Consider the following 26,044-nt stretch of genomic DNA (forward strand, 5'->3'; position numbering starts at 1 on the left):
AAAACAGTGGTGAAACTTAGTGATTTCAAAACCCGAAAGCTGTAATTTTTTGTCTCCTTCAAAGGTTTTATTACATTTACTTATCTAACCAACCTTCATGAGATATAGCGATTTTAAAGTCCCCCATGTTTTTATTTTTTTGTTTTGGATCATCCTGTTCTGCTCGGCCCTGAGTTATATCATTCCGTCAGGCAGTTTTGAGCGGGAAAAAAGGGTCATTAATAAAATTGAACAGAATATGGTAGTCCCCGGGAGCTATTCCGAAATTCCCAAACATGTCTCTGTAAAAGGCGTCATTATAGGTGAGAATCGAAGTGGTTATGCAGCGCCAAATTCCATGTTCAGTGTCCTGACATCCATACCGCGCGGATTGGCCCAATCCGCCACCCTTATATTTTTTATATTCATTCTAGGCGCGGTGTTTAGTCTTATTGTTGAGACGAAAACCATCCATGCCTTTCTCTCGGAACTCATCAGGCGGTTCAATAATTACCCTACCGTTCTTTTTTTCCTGATTTACCTGACCATATCCACAGGTAGTGCCTTCATGGGCATTTATATTGAATTGTTACCACTCATCCCCATACTCATGCTGCTTGGGGAGCAAAATGGTTACGACAGGATGTTTGGGTTCGCCCTAGGTGTTGTTCCGGTATATGTGGGCTGGTCGACCGCAACAACCAATCCATTCACCGTTCAGATTGCCCAGCAGATTGCCGAATTACCCATAGGCAGCGGCATGGGATTGCGATTTGTCATTTTTGGCCTGGGGATTTTGATCGGTTTTACCTACATCATGCGCTATGGTTACAGGGTCAAGAAGAAAAAAGCGACTTTAACCGAGACGGGTCAGGAGGGTGCTGAAGCTCCAGTCCGGGAAATTGAGCATGAAGACTTAACGAAAAAACACGTGGCTATATTGATCGTACTGCTTATTGGCTATGCCATCATTTTAGGATCGGTACAATTCATGGGATGGGGGCTGGTGGAAATGAGTGCCGGGTTTCTGGCAATCGGTATCGCCGTTATCTTTATAAGTGGCTGGTCCGGAGATAAGGCTATGGAGATCTTTTCCAACGGATTAAAATCCATGATCATTCCGGCACTGATCGTCGGTGTGGCCAGGGGGATCTCTGTGGTGATGATCGATTCTCAGATTATGGATTCCATTTTGTACTATTTTTCCAATGTACTGGCCAGCCAGTCAAAATCCGTCGCCGTCTCCGGTATGTTGGTCTTTCAATCCTTTCTGAATTTCTTTATCCCTTCCGCCTCAGGACAGGCTTTGGTGTCCATGCCCTTAATGACACCCTTGTCGGATCTCCTGGGATTCTCAAGGCAGATCGCAGTTCTGGCCTACGTCTTTGGGGATGGGTTTTCCAATATTGTGATTCCCACGAACGGTATTTTAATGGCCATGCTGGGTATCGGTAAAATAGCATTCGAAAAATGGTTAAAATTCGTATTCCCCCTGTTTGTCATTTTAATGGGGCTTGCATTGATTACCATTATTTTATCCGTTTATATTGGTTACGAGTAAGAATACGGATGTACCAATTGAGTCATGCTGTAGTTCTATTCTGGACGAAGTTGTCATAATACTTGCATGTATTCAATTGGTTTAACTCAGTGTAAAAAACCTCTTGAAACACCAGTATTTAAAGGGCCTCAGAAACATGCGCATAAAATGGGAATTCCCTGCTTATGTTTTCTTCATTTTGTACTTATGTTTTCTTCATTTCCTGCGCATAAAATTTTGAATCTGTAGGCAGGCTTATTTTATAGGCCTGTTTGAGATACGGTATGCAAAAAATACAAGGTGATTTTGTTCGTGATTTTTGAAGTCATATCGTTACATTAGTGTCATGAAAAAAATAGCAGTCCTATTCGTCGTTATATTGTTTATCACTTTATCATCATGTAAAACAGAGGTTAAATCCTTACCGCCTCCAAATATCGTATGGGTGGTTTCCGAGGACAACTCTGTACATTACATGGATATGTATGTCGATGATGGTGCTCCAACCCCGAATATTGAAAGCCTCGCAGAAAACGGATTGGTTTTTACCCATGCCTTTTCCAATGCACCGGTATGCAGTGCCGCCAGATCAACCATCATATCCGGATGCTATGGGCCCCGTTTGGCCAGCCATTACCACAGGAAGGTCCAGCTTGTGCCCATGCCCGAAGGACTTGAGATGTTCCCGGCCTATTTAAGGAAAGCCGGTTATTATACCACAAACCACAGCAAGGAGGATTATAATTTTGTGAAGTCCGATACGGTCTGGAACGAATCCTCTAATAAGGCCTCCTGGAGAAACAGGGCGAAAAATCAACCTTTTTTTCATGTTTATAACAACCACATCACCCATGAGGGTGGACTGCATTTTAATCAGGATGTCTTTGAAAAACAACGCACCAAAACCGATTTAGAGGCGTTCGCCATGATGCCTACCCATCCCGAAACTGATCTGTTCAGATATACCAACGCCGTTTACAGGGACAAGATCGTTCAAATGGATTCGGCTATAGGCAAAGTCATAGACCAGATCAAGGAGGACGGACTTTACGACAGTACCTTTATTTTTTATTACGGCGATCATGGGGGCGTACTCCCGGGCAGTAAGGGTTACCTGTATGAAACAGGATTGCACGTGCCCTTGGTGGTCCATGTACCCGAAAAGTACAAACATCTGGTAGATGACGGATTTAAAGCTGAAGTAGATGGTTTTGTAAGCTTCGTAGATCTGGCGCCTACCGTTCTGAATTTAGCCGGTGTGGCGATTCCCGAGAAAATGGACGGGAAGCCGTTTTTAGGTGAAGGGGTGTTGGCGGATGAGGTCAATTCCAGGGATGAGGCCTTCAGTTATGCGGATCGGTTCGATGAAAAATATGATATGGTACGTGCCCTTAGAAAAGGGAAGTACAAGTATATCCGGAACTATCAAAGTTTCAACTTCGATGGCCTTATGAATGTGTATCGCTATAAGCAACTGGCGTATCAGGAATGGGCCGATATGTATGAACAGGGCCGCTTGAATGCCATTCAATCACGCTTTTTTGAAGTCAGACCTCCGGAAATGCTCTTTGATCTTGAACAGGACCCTTTCGAAACCCATAACTTGGCCCGGGACCCTGATGTTCAGGACCTTCTGAATACCATGAGAGGGCGTTTGAAATCGTACATCACCGATCTGCCGGACCTCTCCTTTTATCCGGAGCATTATTTGATACAGCAAGCTTTTGACAACCCGGAGCAATTCGGTCAGGAACACAGGGAGCAAATTGTCAGTTATATGCATATTGCCGATTTAAGTCTAAGGAAGTTCAATGATGTGAAACCGCAAATCATTGAAGCCTTACAGTCTTCTGATACCTGGAAACGCTATTGGGGACTTATCGTTTGCAGTAGTTTTGGTGAAGCGGCAGGAGAACTGTCTGAAGAGATCAAATTAATGGCCAAAGATGATAAGGAGCCGATAAATAGGCTAAGGGCTTTGGAGTATATGGGACTGTACCTGGGTGAAAACACCCTGAGTGCTATGGCCGACATCCTGTATCAGTCGACTGAAAAGGCCGAGGCCCTGTTGATCTTAAATTCCATGGTACTCCTTACCGATGGGATAGGACATCAGGGGACCTATGAATTTGAGCAACTTCCGGAGGAGATAAAAACCTTTAAGGATGTCAGGAACAGATTGGATTACCTCTCGAAATACTAAATGTTTGCATGGGGATTTAATTTTAAGCCCATGATGTAGCATGACCACAACCTAAAATTATACAGGATCGCTTTTCTATGGCTAAGGCCATTTTTACATGGAAATACGGTTCATGTCACCTTACACCTTGAACCAGTCTCTTACGAGTTCCTTTTCCGCAGACGGTAAGGTTTTATGAACGTAATCGTTTTTTATAGGATCGTACTTATAATCCTGAGACCATACGTCGATATGTGCTGCCAACTCCTCCAGGGCATGACATACATAATCCACTTCGTCATCGGTCATGGTAGGATGTATTGACAGACGCACCCAACCTGGTTTTTCGGTATTGCAGCCTTCCAGGATTTGCTGTTCGATGGCTTTGGAGGTCTGTTGATCTACATTAAGCAGATAATGGCCATAGGTTCCGGCACAGGAACAACCGCCCCTGGTTTGAATTCCAAACCGATCGTTGAGCAGTTTTACCACCAGATTGAAATGATAGTCTACAAAATAGAACGAAAATATACCCAATCGCTCCTTATGCTGAGGGGCTAATAGCACCACCTTGTCAAGTTTTTCCAGGGTTGTGAAAATTTTAGAGTTGATCTCTGCCTCCCGGGCATGAATCTTATCCACACCCATTTGTTCCTTCAGCTGTATCGATAAGGCTACTTTTATGGTCTGTAAGAACGCTGGCGTACCCCCATCCTCCCTGGTTTCCACATCGTCAAAGTAATCGTGGTCGCCCCAGGGATTCGTATAGCTTACGGTACCGCCCCCCGGGTTGTCGGGAACCATGTTCTTATACAGTTTTTTATTAAAGAGTAAAACCCCGGAGCTTCCCGGTCCACCCAGGAATTTGTGAGGAGAGAAATAAATCGCATCCAGATACGCATCCTCATCAGCCGGATGCATATCGATCTCCACATAGGGCGCGGAACAGGCAAAATCCACAAAGCAGAGTCCGTTATATCTGTGGGTAAGTGCCGCAATCTCATGATAGTTGGTTCTGATTCCGGTAACATTGGAACAGGCGGTGATCGATGTTATCTTTAAATGCCTGTGTTCGTGTTTTTTCAGGCAGTTCTCAAAATGCGCAAGCGAAATCAGACCGTCTTCATTGCAGGGAACCACCTCGACATCTGCAATGGTTTCCAGCCATGAGGTTTGATTCGAGTGGTGTTCCATATGCGAAATGAAGACAATGGGTCTTTTTTCATCCGGAATCCGGGTATGATCTTTCAGGTTTTCAGAAACCTTGAGACCTAAAATACGCTGGAACTTGTTAACCACGCCTGTCATACCGGAGCCACTGGTAATAAGCACATCATCCTTACTGGCATTCACATGGCGCTTAATGATATTGCGCGCTTCGTGATAGGCCAGGGTCATCGCAGCTCCTGATGTGGATGTTTCGGTGTGCGTATTGGCCACAAATGGGCCGAAGTCATTGATAAGCTTTTCCTCTATAGGCCGATACAATCTCCCGCTGGCCGTCCAGTCCGTATAAATCAATGGTTTTTTTCCGTAGGGCGATGTAAAGGTGGTATCGCTACCCACAATATGTTTTCTGAACTGCTGGAAATAGTGTTCCAGGCTAGACTGGGACGCGATGGTCCCGGATTTAAAGTTCTCGACTACATGTTTCATCATCTTAAATTTTATATCATCACTCTGATCACCGGTTCGAAAGATTTCAATCTGTCAAGATCATCCGAAAACGCAATTGGCATGATCACTACAATTCATTGAACGGAGGCGCTTTTAAGACCAAATTCTATTTAAAATTGGCAATCCCTGTATGAAGCCAGTTATGGAACTCGTCGACATCTGGCGTATAGGCCACCGGGGCAATAAGATTTTCCTCATTATGATCCATCAGCACATAGAGCGGCTGTGTATTGGATTTATATTTTAAAATCTGAAATTCCGTCCATACCTTACCTATGGTATTTAACATTTTTCCGGGACGCACCTTCGATTCCTTGATTTGGTCTTCCGGAAGCTTACGTTTATCGTCAACATAAAGCGAAATGAGGACAACCTCATTTTTCAATAGGTCCAGGACTTTAGGCTTCGGCCATACATTCTGTTCCATTTTTCGACAGTTGACGCAGGCCCAGCCCGTAAAGTCGATCATCACAGGTTTGTTCGCTTTTTTGGCATAGGCAAGTCCCTTGTCGTAATCGTCAAAGGCCATGATATCATGCGGCTCCAGAAGGTGTGCTCCTTCAGGCAGGGATTCATAGGATTTTGCCGATGCCCCTTCATCCAGTTTTGAAAAGCCAACACCATAGGGCGATTCACTATAATACAAGGGCGGCGGGAAGGCACTTATTAAATTCAAGGGTGCGCCCCAGAGCCCCGGAATCATATAGATGGTAAAGGACAGCACCAATAATCCCAGACTCAATCGGCCTACTGAGATGTAGGTAACGGGTGAATCATGAGGCAATTGTATTTTTCCAAACAGGTAAAAGGCCAGGGCACCGAAAATGGCGATCCAGATGGCGATGAACACTTCGCGTTCCAAGAGGTGCAATTGCAGCACCAGGTCTGCCTGTGACAGGAATTTGAAGGCCAAAGCCAGTTCCAGGAACCCTAAAACCACTTTGACCGTATTTAACCAGCCACCGGACTTTGGCAGTGAATTCATCCATCCCGGGAAGGCGGCAAATAAGGCAAAAGGCAGGGCAATGGCCAATGAAAAACCAAGCATTCCAATAATAGGACCTATGTTATTGCCGCCTACAGCCGCTTCAACGAGTAAGGTTCCAACAATGGGTCCGGTACATGAAAAGGAGACAATGGCTAAGGCCAGGGCCATAAAAAAGATACCTATGAGTCCGCTGCGGTTGGATTGGGCATCCACCTTGTTCGCCCAGGATTGCGGTAAAGTAATTTCAAAGGCTCCCAGGAACGATACTGCAAAAACAACCAGTAATAAAAAGAAGAAAAGATTAAACCATACATTGGTGGAAAGCGCATTCATGGCATCGGCTCCAAAAATAGCACTGACCAGCCATCCTAAAATCACATAGATAACAACGATGGAGATGCCATAGAAAATGGCATTTCTTATACCCTGGGCCTTGTTTTTACTTTGCTTGGTAAAGAAGCTCACCGTGAGGGGTATCATCGGGAAAACACAGGGGGTTAACAAAGCGGCAAACCCGGAGAAAAAGGCAATGATAAAGATGGCCCATAAGCTTCGGGAGTTTGAACGATTCGAGCTGGCAGGGTCAGCAGATTCCGTTTTGGACAACGTATCCTCCTCTTGAGTCCCTTCAGAGGCTACTTCCAATGGGGTCTTGGAACCACCTGCATTAGCAGTATTGAGATCATAGGTCAGATCGACTTCCGTTGGTGGCAGGCATTTGGTATCGTCGCAGACCATGAACTCTACCATGCCTTCGACAGCGACAACGGATTCATTGAGTGCTATTTTTTGTTTGAAGGTGGCTTTGTCCTCAAAGAATTTGATCTCCATCTCAAACACCGGATCGTTTACCGTGTGACCTTCCTCTTCAGAGGTGTTGCCCGATAAGGTGATTTTACCACCCTGATCATCATAGCTAAAGGTGGTGGGTATGGGCCCACCCTCGGGGACATCCTGAGCATACAGGTGCCAACCCTTATCGATCGTGGCCGTACTCACCAGATAATATTCGGAATCCGAAATTTTCTCTACCGATGTGGTCCATGTTACCGGTTCAACTATTTGAGCCGACACCTTGAAGAGCGTCAGCATCCCGAGTAATAGTATAAGAAGTGTTTTTTTCATGCTTTGGTTGCTAAATGTATAATTTTTTTACTGGATATTAAATACCCTGTCCACCTTTTCACACAGCAAAGACGTGAAAATAATGTAATACCCCTATTAAAGAACTGTTAAATATTTTAAGATGATAAATGGTATGAAGGCCAGGGATTGAATCTAGAAGTATGTCCGAACTAACCCTCTTTGAAACTATTAAATGGCCTACCCAGGTTCCGAGAGTTGATCAAGCTGGTATATTTATTTCTGTTTTTTTCAAAATAGACAAGGGACGTTTTGGATGTCCGAAATAAAAAACCCACATGATAATGGGGTTATCAGGTGGGATTCAACACTTCAATAAAGGATTTTTATTGACTGAGAAAAATACAGAATGCTTTTTGCTTCAGTCAAGCTGTTACTCATTTCCCGTTTTGAATGGGATCGGAATCCGGCATCATTTTATTCAAAATAAAATAAACAGGACAGAACTTTGTCATAGGGCTAATGATTTGCAACAGGGCAACAGCCCCGGTTACATAAAGCCATTGCATGTTCACAGTAACAGCAAGGATAACGCTTACACCGTAAAGTATACCAACTATGGCATCGTGTAATCTGATTTTTGTTTGTGTTTGATTGGTTCCCATAATGTCATCTTTTTAATAGTACAAGATATGTGTATCACATAAAAATACGGATTTAATTTTAATCTTGACATACATTTTAGGGCAACCCCTAGAATTCAGGGGCACAATGATTTGACACGGTGCGTAAATCGCGATCCTGAGTTGAAGAAAGCACCTGGTAAATTATGAAAAATGGATGCTGTTGCCGGGGTTTAAGTCTTGAGAACAAGGGTTAACCTGTTTTCAGATTTGAATGAGGGCTCTGGAAGGAAACCCGTATGAATGCTGAAACACATATGGAATTCAGGCTGATATGGACTTATAAAGTTGAAAAAATGAATTAAACATGCCATGTTTTAATTATTTTATCTATATTTGTGCAATCGATTACATTAAAATGTGATTTGAGTGGGTTGATACCTGATTTGCAACGGGCTGATGTCAATAAAACATTGGAAAAATAATGCGACGCGCTCAACACATGTTCGAGTGATTTAAAAAATAGGCGGATAGCACGGGATAGGTTTGTATAAAAAAATCCTAAATATTGCATTAATATGTTGTAAGCCTATTTTTAGAATGTTACAGGAATGCCATGTAGCAGAAACTAATTAAGCTAACCAAACTAATGATGAGTACACCTTTTATTCACCATAATTTTCTTCTTGAAAACAAATATGCTGAAGAATTATATCATAATTTCGCGAAGGACCTGCCTATTATTGATTATCACAATCACCTGCCACCAAAAGACATTCTCGACGATAGAATATACCCCAATTTAACCCAACTTTGGATAAACGGCGATCATTATAAATGGCGGGCCATGCGCACCCTGGGTATTGATGAGCGCTATATTACCGGTAATGCTGCCGACAAGGAAAAGTTTCTGCAATGGGCTAAAACCGTGCCTTATACGATGCGGAATCCCTTATATCATTGGACCCATATGGAATTGGCTCGTTATTTTGGTATTTTCGATATGTTCAATGATCAGTCGGCCGAAAAAATTTACGAGGAAACTTCTGAGAAATTACAGAGCAGCGATTACAGTTGTAGAAATCTACTTCGTAAGATGAAGGTGGAATACCTCTGCACGACTGAAGATCCGATCGATACCTTGGACCATCATAAGGCACTGGCAGAAAGCGATTTTGAAATTAGGGTGCGTACCGCCTTCAGACCGGATAAGGCTATTTTAATAGGTAGCCAAAATTACAATGACTACCTGGTGGCTTTAGGTCAGGCAGCCAATCTTAATATTAACAGCTATCAGGATTTAAAGGATGCCTTGGTCAGCAGGATAGATTATTTCCATGCACAGGGATGTCGCATCTCTGATCATGGGCTAACGCAGATTGCTTTTGAATCGTTTACAGATGATGAAATTTCAAGTATATTCCATAAGAAAAGGAATTTAAAGGCCTTATCCGAACACGAAATTGCTAAATTTGAAACCGCATTGCTTTTATTCCTATGTGAAAATTATCATGCTCGGGGTTGGGTGCAGCAATTCCATCTCGGGGCTTTGCGGAATAATAATAAAAGAATGCATCGCATTCTGGGACCGGATACGGGATGGGATTCGATCGGGGATTATCCTCAGGCACAGTCCTTATCGGCGTTTTTGGATACCCTGGATAGCAATGACAAATTGACCAAGACCATTATTTATAATTTAAACCCGGCCGATAATGAAGTTATGGCTACCATGATCGGGAATTTCAATGATGGAAGTACAAAGGGTAAGGTGCAATTTGGATCCGGATGGTGGTTCCTGGATCAAAAGGATGGCATGATCAAGCAGATAAACGCGCTGTCCAATATGGGATTGCTGAGCTGTTTTGTGGGGATGCTCACCGATTCCAGAAGTTTTTTGTCTTTTCCAAGGCATGAATACTTCAGACGCATTCTCTGTAATCTGTTTGGAGATGAAATGCAACGAGGGGAATTGCCCATTGATATGGAATGGATAGGAAAGATCGTTTCGGATATCAGTTATTTCAATGCAAAAGCATATTTCAATTTATAAAGCATAATGGGGGATAAGGCTATTTTTTTCAGACAGGATGAGATGGAATGGGAAGCCGTTGAAGATAAAATTGAGCGTCAAATAGTTGGTTATGACGATACCATGATGATGGTTAATGTTAAATTTGAAAAAGGGGGCGTTGGATCAGTGCATCATCATGTGCATACGCAATCCACATACATATCTGAAGGAAAATTTGAGGTGACTGTTGCTGATGATAAAAAGGTACTTAAAAAAGGAGATTCCTTTTTTGTACCATCAAATACACCTCATGGGGTCGTATGCCTGGAATCGGGTGTTTTGATAGATGTGTTTACCCCTGTAAGAAAGGATTTTTTAAAGTAGAACAATTATTAATAATAATATTCAATGAGTAAAGTAGTGACATTTGGGGAGATCATGCTGCGATTGGCCCCTGAAGGATTTTTAAGATTTTCACAGGCCAACAGTTTCGATGTGGTGTATGGCGGGGGCGAGTCCAATGTGGCCGTTTCCCTGGCCAATTATGGTGTGGATGTCGATTTTTTAACACGCCTCCCAAAAAATGATATAGGCCAGTGTGCCATGATGGAGATGCGTAAGCGCGGTGTTGGTGTCGACAAGATCCTATGGGGTGGTGACCGGCTGGGCATCTACTTCCTTGAAACAGGCGCCGTGAGCAGGGGCAGTAAGGTGGTATACGACCGCGCCCATTCGGCCATGAGTGAGATCGAGGCCGGAATGATCGATTGGGATGCTGTTTTCGATGGTGTGGCCTGGTTCCACTGGACGGGGATTACCCCGGCCATATCTCAGGGGGCAGCCGATGCCTGTCTGGAGGCTGTTAAAGTGGCCAGTGATAAAGGGATTACCATCTCTACCGACCTGAACTACCGCGCCAAGCTATGGACCTACTGTGATGATGCCCATAGAGAAAAAATAATGACCGAACTCACCTCATACTGTGATATTGTACTGGGTAACGAGGAGGATGCAGAGAAGCATTTCGGTATACACCCTGAAGGTCTGGATGTACACAAACACGGCCATGATGTCAAGGCCGAGGCCTTCCTGTCGGTCTGTAAACAAATGATGAAAAAGTTTCCAAAGGCCAAAAAGGTGATCACCACACTGAGGGGGTCGATTTCGGCCTCGCACAATACCTGGGCAGGCGTGCTTTACGATGGTAACAAAATGTATGAGACACGTCAGTACCAGATCACTGATATTGTGGATAGAGTAGGTGGTGGTGACTCGTTTATGGGCGGATTGATCTACGGCCTGTTGCAATATCCGGATGACGACCAGAATGCCCTTGATTTTGCGGTGGCCGCTTCCTGTTTGAAGCATACCATTAAGGGCGATGCAAACCTGGTGACCGTATCGGAAGTGGAAAAATTGATGGGCGGTGATGCCTCAGGCAGGGTGGCCAGATAAGTTAAAAAAACAGTAATATAAAAGAACTAAAACTAAATATGCTTTCCATAGGGAAGGATTAAATGAGATAACATGGCACAATACACACGACTGGAAGTAGCACAAACCATGAAAGACACCGGGCTTGTTCCTCTGTTTTTCAACAGCGATATCGAATTGAGTAAGAAGGTCCTAAAGGCTTGTTATGATGGCGGGGCACGTTTATTGGAGTTTACCGCCCGTGGCGACTTTGCCCATGAGGTCTTTGGGGAACTCACCAAATACGCCATAAAGGAACTGCCGGGTATGATCATGGGCGTGGGTTCAGTGACTGATGCTGCTCAAGCCAGCCTGTATATGGCGCTTGGTGCCAATTTCGTTGTAACACCTGTATTAAGAGAGGACATCGCCATAGCCTGTAACCGAAGGAAAGTCTTATGGTCACCGGGATGTGGAAGTCTAACCGAGATCGCCAGAGCCGAGGAGTTGGGCTGTGAGATCGTCAAGCTGTTCCCGGGAGATATCTACGGGCCGCAGTTTGTTAAGGGAATCAAAGGCCCTCAGCCATGGACCAGCATTATGCCAACGGGAGGGGTATCGCCTACGGAAGAGAACCTAAAGGGGTGGTTCAATGCAGGGGTGACCTGTGTGGGTATGGGCTCGCAGTTGATCTCAAAGGAAATAATAGCCAATAAGGACTATGTTGCTTTGGAAGCGACCGTAAGAAAGGCGCTGGATCTGATAAGAAGAATTAAACACTAAAGGGAATATATGAAGGCGCTCCGGAGATTGATACTCATCGTATGCACATGCAGCATTGTACAGAACTGCAGCCAGGTTAAACAAACCAGAACCATTAAGTTAGCTCATGGATTGGATGTGAATCACTCCGTGCACAAAGCCATGGTTAAAATGGGTGAGGATTTAAAGGAAAATTCCGGTGGTAAAATGCAATTGGAAATTTATCCCAGTCAACAGCTTGGTACCGAAAGGGAGTGCATTGAACTCCTGCAAATAGGAAGTTTGGACATGACCAAGGTTTCTGTTGGTGTTATGGAGAATTTCGCACCGCTTATGAAAGTTTTTGGTTTACCTTATCTGTTTAAGGATAGGGCACATTCTTTTCAGGTGCTGGACGGACCCATAGGGGAGGAACTCCTTGATGAGGGCATACAATACTGGATCAAGGGCTTGGCCTATTATGATGCCGGAAGCAGAAGTTTTTACACCAAGGACAAACCGGTGAGAACACCTGATGACCTGAAAGGTCTTAAAATAAGGGTCATGGAGAGTGTTACGGCTATGGATATGGTAAAGAGTTTAGGGGGATCTCCCACTCCAATTTCCTGGGGTGAGTTATATACCTCATTGCAGCAGGGGGTCGTAGATGGTGCTGAGAATAATCCGCCGAGTTTTTATTTATCGCGGCATTATGAGGTATGTAAATATTATGCCTTAGATGAGCATACCGTTCTCCCCGACGTATTAATTATCGGGACGCATATCTGGAACAGGCTGTCGGACGAGGAAAAAGCGTGGTTAAATCAGGCAGTCGATGCTTCCGTGGCCTACCAAAGAGCGTTGTGGGCCGAAGCCGAAAAAGAAGCCCTGGAAGAAGTACAGAAAGCGGGCGTTACGGTTATCAGACCCGACAAATCTATATTCTCGAAAGAAGTGGAATCTGTTTATTCGGAATATGAGAAGGACGAGGCGATTGGCGATTTGATAGAAAGGATTAAAAATTATAACTAAATGATATTAAGAAAAAAAATTGACAAGGTACTCAGCACCGCGCTTATCGTCATTATGAGCATCATGGTTGTAAATGTACTATGGCAAGTATTTACAAGATTTATTGTGGGTACACCGAGTTCATTTACAGATGAGTTGGCACGTTATTTAATGATTTGGTTGGGGATTCTAGGTGCCGCTTACGTTTCAGGAAGAAATATGCATGTGGCGATAGATGTCCTTCCTCAAAGAGCAACCACTGATGTGCAAAGAAGACTGAAACTCATTGTTTATGTGTTAATCATCATATTTGCCCTTCTGGCTATGGTTGTAGGGGGCAGCAGACTGGTGTATATTACCTATGTATTGGGTCAGCATTCGCCCGCGCTTCAAATACCTCTGGCCGCAGTTTATCTGGCTATTCCACTAAGTGGGATATTGATAATTTTTTACAAAGTATCTGATATTTTAAACCTGGAATAGTTATGGAGTATTTACCAGTATTAGTGTTAGTCATTAGTTTTGTCGCCTTACTGTCCATCGGAACACCGGTAGCATGGAGTATAGCCATTTCCTCAGTCCTAACCATGTTGGTTAGCATTCCTATGATGCCGGCCTTTACAACGGTATCACAACGGATGGGAACAGGTCTGGATAGCTTTGCCCTATTAGCCATCCCGTTTTTCATATTATCAGGTCAGCTCATGAATAAAGGGGGTATTGCCCATAGGCTCATTGCCTTTGCAAAAACCCTGGTGGGGTCCTTGCCTGGAGGTCTGGCACTGATCAATGTTATTGGTGCCATGTTAATGGGCGCTATAGCGGGATCAGCTATGGCATCTGCCTCTGCTATGGGAAGTATTTTAGGTCCTGAAATGGAAAAGGAAGGGTATTCCAGAGAATTTGGAGCAGCGGTAAATATTACCTCTGCCACCACCGGACTGGTGATTCCCCCGAGTAATGTGCTTATTGTTTACTCATTGGCCAGTGGAGGGGTCTCCATTGCAGCCCTGTTTTTAGCCGGATACATTCCGGGCATTCTTACCGGATTGTTTCTCATGATTGTGGCTTCGGTTTGGGCGAAAAAGAAAAAATATAAAATAGGCGAAAGAAGTAAGTTAAAGGAGGTGTGGAAAACCTTTATTGACGCTGTACCAAGCCTGTTTTTATTGGTTGTGGTTATTGGCGGGATTGTAACGGGTATTTTTACGGCTACTGAAGCCTCTGCCGTAGCGGTACTGTATTGCCTGGTCCTGGGCTTCGCTTATAAGGAAATCACAGTGAGATCATTACCTGAGATTTTATTGGAATCATCGGCAACAACGGCTATAGTGATGCTTTTAATAGGGGCCTCCATGAGCATGTCCTGGGTAATGTCCTATGAAAATATTCCTCAGGATATCAGTTCTACATTACTGGCTATAAGTGAAAACAAGATCATAATATTACTCATTATAAACCTTTTACTGCTGTTTGTTGGGATCTTTATGGACATGACTCCCGCGGTACTTATTTTTACGCCTATTTTCCTTCCTGTCGTGGTTGACCTTGGGATGGATCCGGTACATTTCGGGATTATCATGGTGCTTAATTTATGTATAGGGCTCTGTACACCTCCGGTAGGCTCGGTGCTCTTTGTAGGTGTTGGTGTGGCTCAAACAACCATTCAAAAGGTGTTAAAACCATTAATACCTCTGTTTATAGCTATGGTAGTTGCTTTATTTTTGGTAACGTATTTCCCGGAACTTTCGCTTTGGCTACCAAGATTGTTCAATCTTTAAAATAATTCGATATGTCAACAGCCACACATAAACATTTGAATCGGGTTTCCATGGGTTTGGAAGAAAAATTACCCGTCAAGGTGGTTCAGTTTGGTGAAGGCAATTTTTTAAGGGCCTTTGTCGAGTATGCATTTCAGCAATTAAATAAAACAGTAAATTTTAATGCAGGTATTGCTGTGGTGCAGCCTATTGCCAGAGGTATGGTTAACATGCTGAACAACCAGGATGGTCTGTATACCCTGTTCTTAAAAGGTATTCAGAATGGCGAGGCTGTGCAGCAAAAGGAATTGATTACAAACATTGTCAAGGGTATTGATCCGTACACGGATTTTGATCAATATCTCGAACTGGCCAGGGAGGATAATCTGGAGTTTATTATTTCAAATACAACGGAGGCCGGTATTGCCTATGATGCCAATGATACCTTCAGTATGGAGCCACCCAATTCTTTTCCGGCGAAACTAACACGGTTACTGTATGAGCGCTTTGAGCATTATAAGGGAGATACGAAAAAGGGACTGACCATCATTCCATGTGAACTGATCAATTATAATGCCGATACGCTAAAGGAGATCATTTTAAAATATGGCGCCTTGTGGAACCTGGACGGCGCCTTTATGGATTGGTTGGACACAGGCTGTTCTTTCCATAACACCTTGGTAGACCGTATTGTTCCGGGATATCCAAAAGATGATATCGAGGCCCACAATGCACAGTTGGATTACCTTGACAATTTAATTGTTACTGCCGAAACCTTTTTGCTCTGGGTCATTGAAGGTGATGCACAACTAAAGGATAAATTGCCTTTTCATATGACGGCTCTCGATGTTAAGATCGTTGACGATATGCAGCCCTATCGCACCAGAAAGGTGAGGATATTGAATGGAGCCCATACGGCAATGGTGCCATTTTCATTATTATATGGTAATGAAACGGTAAAGGAAACCATCGACAACGATTTTACAGGGACCTTCGTTCATCAGGCCATTTTCAATGAGATCAATGAAACCCTGCCCATGGAACGGTCTGAACTGGATGCTTTTGCCAGTGATGTATTGGATCGATTTAGAAATCCGTTTATCAAACACCGCTTGGCGGATATTGCTTTGAATTCCATTTCAAAGTTTAAAGTAAGGGTTCTCCCGAGTTTATTGGCGTTTGAATCCAAACATAAAAAATTACCGACCAACTTAACCTTTGCATTGGCATGCCTCATAAGATTCTACAAGGGATCGTGGCGCGGTGAACCTTTACCTGTGAAGGACGGGGAACCGGTGGTTCAGGCCTTTGAAAAAATTTGGAGTAGTAAAAGCGTTCAAGAGGTCGCTCAGTTATGTTTGCAAAATACCGAATTTTGGGATCAGGATTTAACGCAGGTGGAAGGCTTGTCGGAAGCCATAGCTTTTGCTTTGGAGCAGATTGAAAATCACGGTGTTGAGAAGGGATTGGAACACTACAAGGAAAACTATTAATCGTTTTATGAATAAGACTATGTCACAGCAGCTTATAAAGGTTCACCAGGAGGATAATGTAGCCGTAGCTTTAAGAGATTTGAAGGCCGGAGAGCGTATTCCTTTCGAGGAGGGGGAGCTAAGCGTATTATCAGATACAAAATCAAAACACAAGATAGCACTCCGGACATTTCATCCCGGAGACCGAATTATCATGTATGGTGTTCTGGTTGGTTCTGCCAATGAGCGCATAGAAAAGGGTGCTATTTTAACTACCGACAATGTGAAGCATCAGAGTGAAAAGGTATTTGGTAAGACTGAAGCCTTTAACTGGACGGCCCCCAATGTTGAAAAATGGAAGAACAGGACATTTTTGGGATATCACCGTGAGGACGGTCAGGTGGGAACCGAAAACATATGGCTCTTCTTTCCTTTGGTGTTTTGTGAAAATCGCAATATTGAAATTTTAAAAGATGTTTTCGAAAAAGAACTTTTAAAGAAAAGGGAAAATCCCCATCAGTTATTGTTGCGCTCTTTGGTGCATGGAGCTGATGGCACACAAACAGCCGATACATCAAGTGATGTTTTTGATAATATTGAAGTAAAATTCATCACCCATCCGGGCGGTTGTGGAGGTATTCGACAGGATTCTGAAAGCTTAGCGCGATTATTGGCAGGCTATGTGAATAATCCCAACGTTGCGGGTGCAACGGTTTTAAGTTTGGGTTGCCAGAACCTTCAGATAAGTATTTTCAAGGAGGCCTTGAACGCTTTAAACCCGGATTTAAAAAAGCCTGTGTTAATTTATGAACAGCAGCAAATGGGTACGGTCGACCATATGTTATCCGTAGTGATCAAAGACTCTTTTGAGGCGATTAGAAAAGCCAATGGTATAGAGAGAAAGCCCGCGCCCTTATCGCAATTAAAGGTAGGATTGGAATGTGGGGGATCTGACGGTTTTTCAGGTATTTCGGCAAATCCCACACTGGGAGCGGTTTCGGATAGGTTGGTGGCCTTAAATGGTACGGCGGTATTGGCCGAATTCCCTGAGTTGTGTGGTGTGGAACAGGAACTGGTGAACCGATGTGTGGACGAAGAAAAATCGGAGAAGTTCTTACACCTAATGAAGGCATATGAAAAATCGGTAGTCGATGCAGGCTCCGGTTTTGACATGAATCCTTCTCCGGGGAATATTAAGGATGGTCTTATTACGGATGCCATGAAATCGGCAGGGGCGGCAAAGAAAGGAGGGACTTCACCGGTAGCGGATGTCCTGGACTATGGAGAATACCTGGTCCGTCCCGGATTGAATCTTTTATGTACGCCTGGGAACGATGTGGAAAGCACGACCGCTTTGGTAGGATCTGGTGCCAATATCGTACTGTTTACAACAGGTTTGGGAACGCCTACGGGAAATCCCGTGGCTCCCATAATTAAAGTGTCTTCGAATAGTGAGCTAGCCTCCAAAATGCCGGATATAATTGATTTTGACACGGGGGCGGTTATTCGCGGTGAAAAGACCATTGATGACATGGCCGAAGAACTGTTGGAGTTTATCATAGATGTGGCCAGTGGTAAGGTGAAAGCAAAAGCCAGGCTTCTGGATCAAAACGACTTTATTCCATGGCGCAGGGGCGTCTCCCTTTAAGGTGTTGTCAGGCCTTTCATGCTGAGGCGTTTAGGATTCTGTTACAGGCTGCGTTTTTAATGACGATTGCCTGACAATTAACTCGGGTTCTAAAACGACCTTTTTTTCCATTTTTATATTGGTGCTGCTGGTAGTTTGTTCTAAAAATACTTTAGCTGCCATTTTTCCCATATCAACAGGCGATTGGTCTACCGAACTAATGGGAAGTTCCATGAATTTTGTAAAAGGTTCATTACTAAATCCGACGACACAGAAGTCTTTTGGAATCTGTATATTGTGTTTTCTCAGTTCTTTAATGGCACCAAGAGCAGTGAAATCACTCGAAGAAAATATGGAATCCGGCAGCGGACTCAGCTTTAACAATTTTCTGGCTGCCGTAATGCCTTCGTCAAGATTACTTTTCGTCTTTATGATATATTCCTCATTAACAGCCAGGCCTGAATCGGTCAATGCCTGTTTATAACCCCGACACCGTTCTTTGAAGATCTCAAGGGATTGATCGCCTGCAAAATGTACAATTTTAGTGCATCCCTGGTCTATCAAATGTTTTGTCGCCTTGTATGCTCCGTCAAAATCGTCTATGATTACAGAACTGACCCCTTCCATCTGCTTTCTTCTATCGAAAAAGATGAGTGGGATATTTTTCTTCAAAACCCTTTGGAAATCCTCCTTTTTTGAATTTGAAGTTGTGGATACGAGAATGCCATCGACCTGAGCGTTCAATAAAGTTTCAATATTTTCACTTTGCAGGCCTGCATCTTCATGTGTCTGGCAAATAATGACATGATAGCCATACTGGTTTAGTTCTTCTTCAATGCCACGAATAACGGAACTAAAGAAATTACTGTCAATGCGAGGAACGATAACACCAACATTATAGCTTTTACCACTTTTGAGGGCACGAGCCAGTTTGTTTTGCTTATAATTCATTTTAGCAGCAGTCTCCAGGACCAGGGTTTTTGTATCCTCACTTATTTTGGGATTGTCATTGAGGGCCCGCGACACCGTTGCAGCGGTAATGTTTAAGGCCTTGGCAATATCATATATGGTTGTTTTTTTACTCACGTATGTGTATTATTATGGTTCTAAAGGTATATTATTTGGCATTAACATCATATGATCTCATAAAAAATGATTGAATAAGTGTCACTTAATGTTATAATATCAGGGATTAAATAGGTTAAAATCCATAAAAAATCCCGGAATACACTAGTTGTAAATCCTATTTGAAATCAGAAAGGCAGACCTCCAAATAAAGCCTGACCCTTCTGATTTCTCAAGTTTAATCTATCTTTTATTCATATTCAAAAGCGCCTAGATCCGGTGCCGATCCGTTATAGGGTAATCCCACGTCTACACCCCCGTCGATAAGGTCACTGCCATTAACCAAATTCATAAAATCAATATCGGGTAAGCTCCCATCGGCATTTCGTGGACTGCTGAGCAGATCCATATTCAAACTCACAAAGTCGGAAGCGTCCGCAGACAGTCCGTTTTGCCAGCTGTTGTTCGTGATATCCGTAGTAGTGGCATTGAAGCTATCATTACTATTGCCATCCAGGCTCACCGAATTTTTAATGATAAGTGCGTTAGCCGGGTTTGTACTGCTAAAGCTTATGTTTCTTCCATTATCGTAGGCAGAACAATTATAGATGGTGATATCGCCACGGTTACTGTTATGGTCGAATCCATCGAAAACATTCCCGGCTGCAATACAATTGTTGTATATGGCATTATGCTTCAATAATTTGTCATCGCTACCGCCTGTTTTAAATCCATTACCGTCACCGGAGCCTGTACTGCCATCTTTTAAGATGCCGTTTTTAAATGCCCAGCAATTTTCATAATAGGTAGTGATATTGTCGTTACCCCTCATATAGCCGTCCCAGCCATCATCTAAGTTTTGCCATGCGCGACATCCAATGAATTTATTGTTGGTTCCGGCATCTAATTTAGAGGCAAATCCATCAGCATTTTCCAGAGTGGAGTCTGCATTAAAGTAGGAGTCGCAATTCAATATGGTATTGTTGGAGCCGCCGTTACCTATTTGAAGACCCGTATCGGAATTTTCACTAAATGTGCAGAATTCAATGAGATTATGATGTCCCCTGATGAACATGCCATTATCTCCGGCGCCAAAGACATCGATACCTTTGATATGCCAATACGATCCTTCTAATTGAATACCGCGGTTTGAGGAACTCTCACTCATTGATGAAAAATCAAATTTGGGTCTGCTAGAGTCTCCAGGATAGGCGACTAAGGAGATGGTGCTGCCCGAGACACCACTTTTTGTAATATCTATGGTAGAATTAAATACATAGTCTCCACCACGAATATAAATTATTTCACCGGATACCGCAGCGCTTATGGCATCCAATATCTCCTGGGAAGTAGCTACCACAGTACCTTCAGGAGGTGTTCCTGTTTTAAATGTCAAGGTTTGACTTATTGAAGTGTTGCGCCCATCGGACGTTTCAACATGCCAAAAATATACCGTGTTTGGTTCAACCAGGATCTCAACACTTGTTTCTGTTATATTCTGCCATTCTACCGGAGGTGTCTGATTTCCATCAACCGTGTCGGCAAAAAGAGTAAAGGTAATGGCGTCGCCATCGGAATCCGATCCTTCCCATTCAAGGGTAACTTTGCCATCCACCGGGGCAACTATTGCTCCCGATAGCGGACTTAAAAGGGTTGCTGGGAAGGGTACATTGTTAGATTCACCATCTCCTGCAAGATAGAATTTCCAAACTTCAGAATTCGTTGTTGTTCCACCTGAATTTCTTGAGGTAACCATCCAGGAATAGGGATAACCCCTTGTGAGTCTCACCACCGTGGTATTAGTTTCAAGCCCGACATTAAGGGTAACATCTTGGGTTATTAAATTTGTAATGGTGAGGTTATAATTTTCGGTGGCTTCAGATTCATTCCAACTGAATGTTACGGTTGCCTGATCGTCGATAACCTCTCCAATTTCACATTCCTGATTGTTTAAAGGCAGGTTTAATAGGGCTTCTCCCGGTGTAGATGTATATGTTGGAGCTTTAAATTCATCATCATCAGAACACGAAGTTATTACTAAGAGTGCTAAAAAAACCGTAAAGGCTTTATAGTAGAATTTATATACTAAGGTTTTCATAATTATTTTTTTACGATTTTAATTGATTTGCTAACTGTGTTTCCGTTCAACTGAAGGTAATAGATACCATTGCTTAAACTGGTTAAATCAAGATTAATGATTCTGTTTGATGATACTGCTCTTGTTGAATTTTTGTATACCCTTCCTTGAAGATCAAAAATGGAGACACTTACATTACCATCCTTGCCATTTATATACACCTGAATGTTTCCTCTCGTCGGGTTCGGGAATACCATAACGTCTTCTGAGACAAATATGTTCTCTGAAAATTTACCTTGGCAACTATTATCAGTACTTACTATGATCGAATTATTTCCAGGTAATAGGTTGATGTCTAAAGTACTCTTGGTCGTTGTGGTCATGGTACCATTATGATCAATATTATAACTGCTTGCACCGGATAGGGTTAAGGTCACAATATTCTTATCGCGATCTATTTTCGAATAGGCACTTAATGGTTCTGGTCCATCGACAGTTACATTATAGCATTGTTCGTAATTATCCTTTCCTTCAATGGTAATACATACCGTATAAACTCCCGGTGCCAGACCATCGAGAAGCACTTCTGAGGTAAAGCTTACCGCTGCACCACCATCAACAGAGACATTGTAAGTATAAGAAGCATCCTGAGCACTGATACTAATAGATCCATCATTCTGACCGTTACAGGTAACGGATGTTGTGGAGATAAGAAAGTTATTTGATGGCAGTTCGAATATCTCACATCCGAACACGTCGATAATGGCCCCTGCGGGACTTTCCGGACAATCATCTTCACTGTCGAGAAGACCATCGCCATCAGAATCTTCACAGGCATCACCAATACCATTGTTATTAAAATCGCCTTGATCGGCATTGGGATTCTCTATACAGTTATCAGTTACATCTAAAACGCCATCATAATCGGTGTCTTCTTCAGCATTCAATTGTGGAATGGGATCCCAACCGTCATTTCCTTTGGTAAAATTAAAGGTGGTGATATCGGTTCCATCAGTTAATGTAGGCGAGGTTAGCACAGTAGACCAACTTGCTCTGTTTGCCGAGTTATCCTCTCCGGAGGCTTCCGTACTTCCGTATTCGTACATAAACGGCGATTCGCCTCCGAGTGAACTCGTCCATCCCACTGGATTTATTAGCGAAAGTCCTTCGGAACCCGGATAGGTTGAACTATCTATGATCGTGTTATAAAAGACGACTTCACTGGTATTAGGTGCCCATGGGCGACCAAAATACCCGGGTTTTGAACCATAGGTTGAAGCGGTTTCAACCCCGGGGATAGGGGATTTCACATGACATTCATACATTAAATAGCCTCTGCCTCCAGATTGTTGAGCGGCTGTGATATAAGCTGCATCATTACTGCTGTCGCTCGTATTTAAAACGAAGTCTGTTTGGTAAAACACAGCGGTCATCGCTCCATAGATGTAGTCAACGGCACCCATCATGGCACCTTTGTAAACCACAACTCGGGCGGGTCCGGCACCATAGAATGAATCCTGACGTCCAATAACGCGACAATTATTTAAGATAATTTTATCGGCACTAGCTGCAATCCCGATGGCTGCTGCCTGGGTGACATAACCCGCACCTCTGTCCTGAACGTTGGTGTTACCATAATCTGTGGGTCGGGTAGGTTCACTCGTTGGATCTTTAGCAAGCACAATGTCCTGGGATTCCTTGAGGGAAATGTATTGGTTGAATGAATTTTCCAGTATGATGTCCTCAAAAGTAATGTCGGTCGACTTAATGACAACCGTTGCATTCCAGTAGGAATCGCCACCTCCTGTACCTTCTTTGTTTACATATTCTGTATAACCGTTGGCGGTATTAACCGCTAAGGCCTCAGCACTCCATTTGTTATTCGTACCCTGGGAAAAGAAATTGTACTTTTGTCCGTAATATGAGGTAATCCGTACGGCATCATTTTCAATATCTACACCCTTGTTCAATAGACCTATGCTAGGAAAGACCCCGGCATTTTTAAAGTAAATATTCGGACTTTCTATAACCAGCATCTCTTCATAATTACCCGGATCAATCATAACCGTTACCAATTCGTTGTTTGGTCGATCCATTTTCGAAATGGCATTTAATGCACCATTGATCGTTTGGTAGTCTTTATCTGCACCAACAGTGATAACTGCTTTATAGGCCACTATATCAAGAACCTTTATGGATACAAAATAGGTAGTGCCTCCGATGGCAACATTGACATAGCCATCGGTCGTTCCGGGATAAACATATTCCCCGACAACGTTGATACTCGTACTGTTTGAAGTATTGGAAATGGTTGGACCACCTTCTATGGAATAGTTTGAGGCATAATAATCTGTTAAGAGTACTTTTTGTCCGGGTTTAACAGGAATTGCAATGGTCGCACCGCTGCCCGCATTCAAATCGCCGTTTCCACCCCGAACATTGACATTTCCCGTAAATAATAATCCTTCATAAGCTGAAGCGGATGAAATGGTACGCGTATTAAACACCCATTCCGTAACCGGATTGAAAGCCAGATCTTTTGAGGTGTCAGATCCGGAGACAGTCAGGTTCGATGTCAGCGCTAATTTAAGTGGATAGGCATCCAAACCACCATCATAAGTTAAGGCATAAACACCGTCTCTTAAGGAAATGGCATCCAGACCGGTAAAACTGTATGAATAACCTTCTTCATTTAAATTGGTAAATGTCAGACCAACCATACTTCTTTGGGAAGTATCCAAATCAGGCGTGTTTATCGTGATACTGTATGTGGGCTTGGGCGTAAAATCGATATCTGCCGTTTGATCTCCGGTAATGGTAATGGTATTGGTAGCAATCTCATAATCATTCACGCCTTCTGCAGTAATCGTATATTCTACATCCGCTTCTAATTGAACCGAATAGGTTGAACCCACCTCATCTATGGTTACTATAGGATTGTAAATTTTGTTTGACGCCGGATCCGGGGTATAGGTTAATTCCAGATTTGTGAGGTCCGGCAAACCATTAATATTACCGCTAACCGTGTAGAGTGTTACTTGAAGTACCTGTATGTCGTAAGTGGTAGTTTCGGCAGTTACATTAAGCGTTAGCCCGTTACCGATCAGGTAGCCATTGGCACCACTCAAACTGAGGGTGTATGTATATTCTATTGGTAAATCTATACTGTAGGTGCCACCAGAAACGACTGTAGAAAAGGTTTTGCCTGCTTCGTTCGTAAAGTTTATGGAATATCCTGCAGGGATGCCTGGCGCATTCGTTTCATCGACATTACCGGATAAGGTAACATATTCGGCATCTTTTCTTGAAATTCTGTAAACACTGATTTTATCATTTGAGGAAAATAATTTGTAATCTCCTGCGGCCTTAGCGACAAATTTAACTTCTGTTAAATCTGTACCAACAAAAATAACATCATTTTGAATCCCGGGGTCGGCGGCATATTGGAACTGTACATTATCAGCTGAACCATCCTGAGTGAGCATCATGACAGTAACTTCATCATCTTCACTCAGTGTTAATGTAAAATAGCGACTCGTCGAGCGGCTGTTGCTGTATATTCTTCCGGTATATTCAGGATCTGTTACACCACTGAGATTCTCATCCCAGCGTGTTAGGTTGGTATTTGTGGTTCTTAAGCGGTCGCTTGTACTGCTGGAACTGGTCCAGGTTAAGATGCCTTCCGTAAATGTTGAGGGCGTATTCACACCTGAAGTTCCAGGAGTTATTCCAGGGTACCAGGCATTTATTTTATCCTCAGTGAGCATGTTATTGTACAGTACGTCATCCAGTTGCTTGGCACCGAAATCCCATACATCGGTTTTTGCAACGGAAACGGAAAGATTCGTAACTTCAATTGCGGGGGTATAGGCATTACTGCCGCTGAAGGTGAAGTATAATGTGGTTGGACCACCGGTATAGGTAAACTCGTAATATCCTGTTCGGTCAGCCATTCCGGGGTGGTTATCTAAATCGACATCGATAATTCCTAATTCACTACCACCCATTGATGTGCCTCCACTCATAGTTCCAGCACTGTATATGGAACCATAAAAGCGAATCGTTGAAAAGGTGCCCTCAACATCGATTTCAAGCGAATTACCCTCTTTAAAGGCAATTCCATATCCTGTACTGTGCCATAGACTTGTGGCAGCTTGAGTTCTGAGTTTACCATCAGGGCTTGTTGTTGTGGTCACCGGATCCCATTGGGTTCCTGTATTTCCAAATGTGGACCCATCGCCTAAATTATAATTGGTAGTTGGAGAAATCACCTCAATTGCCGGGGTATAAGCATTACTCCCGCTAAATGTGAAATACAAGGTTGTTGCTCCTCCAACATACATGAATTCATAATAGCCGCTGCGATCGGCCATCCCCGGATGGTTGTCAAGATCGACATCAATGGAACCCAAATCACTGCCGCCGGCAGTTGTCCCTCCATTCATGATACCGGCACTGTAAACCGATCCGTAAAAGCGTATGGTGGTATGTCCGGCAACATCTATTTCTAAAGAGTTACCCTCTTTAAATGCGATTCCATAACCCGAGCTATGCCATAAGCTTGTGGCTGCCTGCGTTCTTAATTTACCGTCGGGGCTTGTGGTTGTGGTTACCGGATCCCACTGTGTACCGGTATTTCCAAATGTCGAACCATCACCCAGGTTATAGGTTGTGATCGATTGTCCGTGTATTACCAGAGAAAGAAGTAATAAAGGAATTAATAAAACAAAGGATAGTTTTTTCATGTCTTAGAAGGTTAATTTAGTTAGTTCGTTATTTCGTAATTAAAGAT

17 protein-coding genes are annotated in these 26,044 nt (G+C 43.2%); 11 read left to right on the top strand and 6 right to left on the bottom strand.

Going from position 1 to position 26,044, the window contains the following annotated elements; genetic code table 11:
* Positions 1-97 precede the first annotated feature (97 nt).
* Both MR041_RS06925 and MR041_RS06930 read left to right on the top strand, forming a co-directional pair.
* The gene (locus MR041_RS06925; RefSeq protein WP_242092872.1) at positions 98-1,540 is read left to right on the top strand and encodes a YfcC family protein; all 1,443 of its coding nucleotides are present in this window, start codon (positions 98-100) and stop codon (positions 1,538-1,540) included.
* Between the two features lie 325 nt (positions 1,541-1,865).
* Positions 1,866-3,722 (top strand): sulfatase-like hydrolase/transferase, encoded by a 1,857-nt coding sequence (locus MR041_RS06930; protein ID WP_242092873.1) that lies wholly within the window; start codon positions 1,866-1,868, stop codon positions 3,720-3,722.
* Positions 3,723-3,842: 120 nt separating this feature from the next.
* Here MR041_RS06930 and MR041_RS06935 read toward each other — a convergent pair whose 3' ends face one another.
* The 3 genes from MR041_RS06935 to MR041_RS06945 all read right to left on the bottom strand — a co-directional run bounded on the left by MR041_RS06935 (position 3,843) and on the right by MR041_RS06945 (position 8,114).
* Positions 3,843-5,357 carry an aminotransferase class V-fold PLP-dependent enzyme gene (locus tag MR041_RS06935; protein ID WP_242092874.1) on the bottom strand — a complete coding sequence of 505 codons (1,515 nt, stop codon included), beginning with the start codon at positions 5,355-5,357 and terminating at the stop codon, positions 3,843-3,845.
* A gap of 127 nt (positions 5,358-5,484) precedes the next feature.
* Positions 5,485-7,491, bottom strand: a complete 2,007-nt coding sequence (locus tag MR041_RS06940; protein ID WP_242092875.1) for a protein-disulfide reductase DsbD family protein — start codon at positions 7,489-7,491, stop codon at positions 5,485-5,487.
* 395 nt (positions 7,492-7,886) lie between these two features.
* Positions 7,887-8,114, bottom strand: a complete 228-nt coding sequence (locus MR041_RS06945) for a YgaP-like transmembrane domain (RefSeq protein WP_242092876.1) — start codon at positions 8,112-8,114, stop codon at positions 7,887-7,889.
* A gap of 607 nt (positions 8,115-8,721) precedes the next feature.
* On the opposite strand from MR041_RS06945, the gene uxaC reads away from it, so the two are divergent.
* The 9 genes from uxaC to MR041_RS06990 all read left to right on the top strand — a co-directional run bounded on the left by uxaC (position 8,722) and on the right by MR041_RS06990 (position 18,131).
* On the top strand, positions 8,722-10,125 hold the full coding sequence (uxaC, locus tag MR041_RS06950) for a glucuronate isomerase (RefSeq protein ID WP_242092877.1): 1,404 nt from the start codon (positions 8,722-8,724) through the stop codon (positions 10,123-10,125).
* Between the two features lie 6 nt (positions 10,126-10,131).
* Positions 10,132-10,470: a cupin domain-containing protein gene (locus tag MR041_RS06955; protein WP_242092878.1), complete on the top strand. Its 339-nt coding sequence runs from the start codon at positions 10,132-10,134 to the stop codon at positions 10,468-10,470.
* Between the two features lie 24 nt (positions 10,471-10,494).
* Positions 10,495-11,541 carry a sugar kinase gene (locus tag MR041_RS06960; protein WP_242092879.1) on the top strand — a complete coding sequence of 349 codons (1,047 nt, stop codon included), beginning with the start codon at positions 10,495-10,497 and terminating at the stop codon, positions 11,539-11,541.
* 72 nt (positions 11,542-11,613) lie between these two features.
* Positions 11,614-12,282, top strand: coding sequence for a bifunctional 4-hydroxy-2-oxoglutarate aldolase/2-dehydro-3-deoxy-phosphogluconate aldolase (locus MR041_RS06965; RefSeq protein ID WP_242092880.1), 669 nt, complete (start codon positions 11,614-11,616; stop codon positions 12,280-12,282).
* A gap of 9 nt (positions 12,283-12,291) precedes the next feature.
* Positions 12,292-13,272, top strand: coding sequence for a TRAP transporter substrate-binding protein (locus tag MR041_RS06970; RefSeq protein WP_242092881.1), 981 nt, complete (start codon positions 12,292-12,294; stop codon positions 13,270-13,272).
* On the top strand, positions 13,273-13,734 hold the full coding sequence (locus MR041_RS06975) for a TRAP transporter small permease (RefSeq protein WP_242092882.1): 462 nt from the start codon (positions 13,273-13,275) through the stop codon (positions 13,732-13,734).
* 2 nt (positions 13,735-13,736) lie between these two features.
* The gene (locus MR041_RS06980) at positions 13,737-15,032 is read left to right on the top strand and encodes a TRAP transporter large permease (RefSeq protein ID WP_242092883.1); all 1,296 of its coding nucleotides are present in this window, start codon (positions 13,737-13,739) and stop codon (positions 15,030-15,032) included.
* Positions 15,033-15,043: 11 nt separating this feature from the next.
* Positions 15,044-16,504, top strand: coding sequence for a tagaturonate reductase (locus MR041_RS06985; RefSeq protein WP_242092884.1), 1,461 nt, complete (start codon positions 15,044-15,046; stop codon positions 16,502-16,504).
* A gap of 19 nt (positions 16,505-16,523) precedes the next feature.
* A complete protein-coding gene (locus tag MR041_RS06990; protein ID WP_242092996.1) occupies positions 16,524-18,131 on the top strand; it encodes a UxaA family hydrolase in 1,608 nt (535 codons plus the stop codon).
* Between the two features lie 30 nt (positions 18,132-18,161).
* Here MR041_RS06990 and MR041_RS06995 read toward each other — a convergent pair whose 3' ends face one another.
* The 3 genes from MR041_RS06995 to MR041_RS07005 all read right to left on the bottom strand — a co-directional run bounded on the left by MR041_RS06995 (position 18,162) and on the right by MR041_RS07005 (position 25,997).
* Complete coding sequence (locus MR041_RS06995; protein ID WP_242092885.1) at positions 18,162-19,196, bottom strand: LacI family DNA-binding transcriptional regulator; 1,035 nt, start codon at positions 19,194-19,196, stop codon at positions 18,162-18,164.
* Between the two features lie 229 nt (positions 19,197-19,425).
* Positions 19,426-21,273 carry a right-handed parallel beta-helix repeat-containing protein gene (locus MR041_RS07000; RefSeq protein WP_242092886.1) on the bottom strand — a complete coding sequence of 616 codons (1,848 nt, stop codon included), beginning with the start codon at positions 21,271-21,273 and terminating at the stop codon, positions 19,426-19,428.
* Between the two features lie 2 nt (positions 21,274-21,275).
* On the bottom strand, positions 21,276-25,997 hold the full coding sequence (locus tag MR041_RS07005; RefSeq protein WP_242092887.1) for a pectinesterase family protein: 4,722 nt from the start codon (positions 25,995-25,997) through the stop codon (positions 21,276-21,278).
* Positions 25,998-26,044: the final 47 nt, after the last annotated feature.

Origin of the sequence: Aestuariivivens sediminicola (assembly GCF_022662015.1) — a bacterium.
GTDB lineage: Bacteria > Bacteroidota > Bacteroidia > Flavobacteriales > Flavobacteriaceae > Aestuariivivens > Aestuariivivens sediminicola.

Bases quoted from the DNA above. Each gene is read 5' to 3' on its own strand.
- MR041_RS06925 (WP_242092872.1), top strand. From the start codon at position 98: ATGAGATATAGCGATTTTAAAGTCCCCCATGTTTTTATTTTTTTGTTT.
- MR041_RS06930 (WP_242092873.1), top strand. From the start codon at position 1,866: ATGAAAAAAATAGCAGTCCTATTCGTCGTTATATTGTTTATCACTTTA.
- MR041_RS06935 (WP_242092874.1), bottom strand. From the start codon at position 5,357: ATGAAACATGTAGTCGAGAACTTTAAATCCGGGACCATCGCGTCCCAG.
- MR041_RS06940 (WP_242092875.1), bottom strand. From the start codon at position 7,491: ATGAAAAAAACACTTCTTATACTATTACTCGGGATGCTGACGCTCTTC.
- MR041_RS06945 (WP_242092876.1), bottom strand. From the start codon at position 8,114: ATGGGAACCAATCAAACACAAACAAAAATCAGATTACACGATGCCATA.
- uxaC (WP_242092877.1), top strand. From the start codon at position 8,722: ATGATGAGTACACCTTTTATTCACCATAATTTTCTTCTTGAAAACAAA.
- MR041_RS06955 (WP_242092878.1), top strand. From the start codon at position 10,132: ATGGGGGATAAGGCTATTTTTTTCAGACAGGATGAGATGGAATGGGAA.
- MR041_RS06960 (WP_242092879.1), top strand. From the start codon at position 10,495: ATGAGTAAAGTAGTGACATTTGGGGAGATCATGCTGCGATTGGCCCCT.
- MR041_RS06965 (WP_242092880.1), top strand. From the start codon at position 11,614: ATGGCACAATACACACGACTGGAAGTAGCACAAACCATGAAAGACACC.
- MR041_RS06970 (WP_242092881.1), top strand. From the start codon at position 12,292: ATGAAGGCGCTCCGGAGATTGATACTCATCGTATGCACATGCAGCATT.
- MR041_RS06975 (WP_242092882.1), top strand. From the start codon at position 13,273: ATGATATTAAGAAAAAAAATTGACAAGGTACTCAGCACCGCGCTTATC.
- MR041_RS06980 (WP_242092883.1), top strand. From the start codon at position 13,737: ATGGAGTATTTACCAGTATTAGTGTTAGTCATTAGTTTTGTCGCCTTA.
- MR041_RS06985 (WP_242092884.1), top strand. From the start codon at position 15,044: ATGTCAACAGCCACACATAAACATTTGAATCGGGTTTCCATGGGTTTG.
- MR041_RS06990 (WP_242092996.1), top strand. From the start codon at position 16,524: ATGTCACAGCAGCTTATAAAGGTTCACCAGGAGGATAATGTAGCCGTA.
- MR041_RS07000 (WP_242092886.1), bottom strand. From the start codon at position 21,273: ATGAAAACCTTAGTATATAAATTCTACTATAAAGCCTTTACGGTTTTT.
- MR041_RS07005 (WP_242092887.1), bottom strand. From the start codon at position 25,997: ATGAAAAAACTATCCTTTGTTTTATTAATTCCTTTATTACTTCTTTCT.